We start from the raw sequence: 2,284 nt of genomic DNA on the forward strand, positions 1-2,284 counted from the left end.
TACTTTGAGGAGCAGTCCTAAAATAAGTGTGTGGAAAAAGACGTTTTGATCCTAGAGTACAAGGAATCAGTCTTTTGGAACAGTCCTAAGACAGTGTGCGTAGCAAAAGCAGTTAATATCCGGAACAACACTGACACCGCAGACATCTGTTTGATCACATTTTTTAGTTAAAATGATCATGTTAATGATTAAAGATCAGGTCGTTGATGCCAAAGTAATTGACGACATACATAAATGTCATGACAGCGTTGACTCCCAGTGACATGAGGACAATTCCAAAGCGGATGGTGGCACTGAACCAACCAAAAAGCCATGGGTTTCGATAACGTTTCCCTTTGTAAGTAAGCGTCATCCACAGTAGAACAATTGTAATAATGGCCTGAAGAAACAATCCCAAGAGATAAATGATTGGGCCACCGCTATATAGTTGGAAATAATAGCCGCCAAGACAAATGACGTCTAATAAAAGTGCAAATAAAGTCACGTTAATTTTTCCTCCACTAAAATGATTCGTGAATTAATTCTAACACAAGTTTTGTTGATATATATTTGTGATATTATTTGAGTAACATAAATGAGAAGGGATGCGTACTTATGTTTGATTATAACGCACAATCACAGTGGTCAAATGGATTTGGTAGACAGCAGTCACCAGTTGATTTAAAGGGTTCAGAAGCGGTCCAACATAAAGGATCACTTTTATTTGAAATAAAGAACTCGTACGATTTGATTAGCGAAATTGATGATCAAACGACAATCCGGGTTTTGGGAAATGGCTCCGCAGCGGTCTTTGGTCGGTCATTTGATTTTGTACAGGTTCATTTTCATGTGCCGGCTGAGCATTTAGTGGATGGTGAGGCAAAGCCCTTTGAAATTCATCTGGTTCATCAAAATAAAATTGGTCAGCTCGTGGTCGTCGCGTTGTTAGTTTCAGAAGGAAAAGAGGATGCCACCCTTCAGCAGATCATTGACCAATTTCAGGCTGGGCGAACCAAATCAGTGAATATTCAATTGGAAGATTGGGTGCCAGCCCGACCAACCGGTTTTCATTACTTGGGCTCTTTAACAACGCCGCCGCTAACGGAAGGGGTGGAATGGCTCGTGATAACCAACCCGAATGTTAGTATCAGTGCAGATCAGTTGGCTTGGTTCAAAGCACATTTTCAGCCCAATAATCGGGAAACACAAGACTTGAATGGCCGGTTGATCGGTTCATATTTAAAATAGGATGACCATTTCGGTCAGTCATAGGTGGAATCATGATTAGTATTTCAAAGTTGATAAGTTGGTTTATTATTGTGAATACCGATAAGCAGAGGCAGCATCCCGGTACTGAAAAGCTGACACAAATGAAGCTGATGTTTCTACTATACTATGTACAGGGAACGTTTCTTGCATTGTATGGGCAAAAGGCATTCTCCAATGATGTCGTTGCCTGGAAGTACGGACCGGCTGTTGCAGTCGTCCACCAGCGGTTCAGGGGAAAACGATTTGTGACAGGAACAGTGACCAATGAAGATGACGTCAATTACAGAGACGTCAATCAGGATGATCGCTTGTTAAAAATCGTTTTTGAAGTACAGGAAACGTTTGGCAACAAAACGGCAGCGGAATTGAGTCGGCAAACAATGCGTGAACGGCCTTGGAAAGTGACCCCTCAAAGCGGTGTGATTGCTCCGGAAATATTGGCAGATTATTTTAAAAAACACATCGTTGAAATAGACGATTGAAGTTTATGCGTTAGACAGAAAAAGTTTGGGTAGTTGTCGAACCTTCTGAAAGTCAATCAGAGTTGCTCACAACTGCCAAAGCTTTTTATGTTAACGTTATTTTTCCCAACCACAGAGTTTGTAATGGTGTGACTTTGCCCAGTGCAAAGTCACATGGACTTTCCTGCTGGCATTGTTTAACCCACGACATCCTTTATAGTAATGATATTTTTTACCATGGTTTGGTGCGATCCATACATAGGTCGTTTTTGCGTTTGATTGAACCGGTGGTTGAACAACTGCGATGCCACCAAATGTAAAGGTTGCCGCAATCATAATCGCGGCTGTTTTTAATTTTGTCATCATACTGCCCCTTTTCGCCCTTGAATATAATATGTGATTTGTTTAACAATATTATCATAGCATAAATTGGACTATCTAAATATGGTTATTTTTATATAAATATTTTTTTCGAGATAATAATAGGAATGATTTCTGCCAGCTTACCTTCTGGGTGCTAACCGCTTTGCTACGCACACTGTCTTAGGACTGCTCCTCAAAGCAACGTTCGACAT

4 protein-coding genes are annotated in these 2,284 nt (G+C 40.6%); 2 read left to right on the forward strand and 2 right to left on the reverse strand.

Going from position 1 to position 2,284, the window contains the following annotated elements:
- Positions 1–181: 181 nt before the first annotated feature.
- A complete protein-coding gene (locus HMPREF0519_RS09920; protein ID WP_003552758.1) occupies positions 182–484 on the reverse strand; it encodes a hypothetical protein in 303 nt (100 codons plus the stop codon).
- A gap of 110 nt (positions 485–594) precedes the next feature.
- Here HMPREF0519_RS09920 and HMPREF0519_RS09925 point away from each other — a divergent pair, with 110 nt between their 5' ends.
- Positions 595–1,227: a carbonic anhydrase family protein gene (locus HMPREF0519_RS09925; RefSeq protein ID WP_003635895.1), complete on the forward strand. Its 633-nt coding sequence runs from the start codon at positions 595–597 to the stop codon at positions 1,225–1,227.
- A 32-nt stretch (positions 1,228–1,259) separates the two neighbouring features.
- The gene (locus HMPREF0519_RS09930) at positions 1,260–1,730 is read left to right on the forward strand and encodes a Panacea domain-containing protein (protein WP_003558160.1); all 471 of its coding nucleotides are present in this window, start codon (positions 1,260–1,262) and stop codon (positions 1,728–1,730) included.
- Between the two features lie 96 nt (positions 1,731–1,826).
- Here HMPREF0519_RS09930 and HMPREF0519_RS09935 read toward each other — a convergent pair whose 3' ends face one another.
- On the reverse strand, positions 1,827–2,075 hold the full coding sequence (locus tag HMPREF0519_RS09935; protein WP_003635897.1) for a hypothetical protein: 249 nt from the start codon (positions 2,073–2,075) through the stop codon (positions 1,827–1,829).
- Between the last annotated feature and the right edge of the window lie 209 nt (positions 2,076–2,284).

This window comes from Lentilactobacillus hilgardii DSM 20176 = ATCC 8290 (genome assembly GCF_000159315.1).
Taxonomy (GTDB): Bacteria; Bacillota; Bacilli; order Lactobacillales; family Lactobacillaceae; genus Lentilactobacillus; species Lentilactobacillus hilgardii.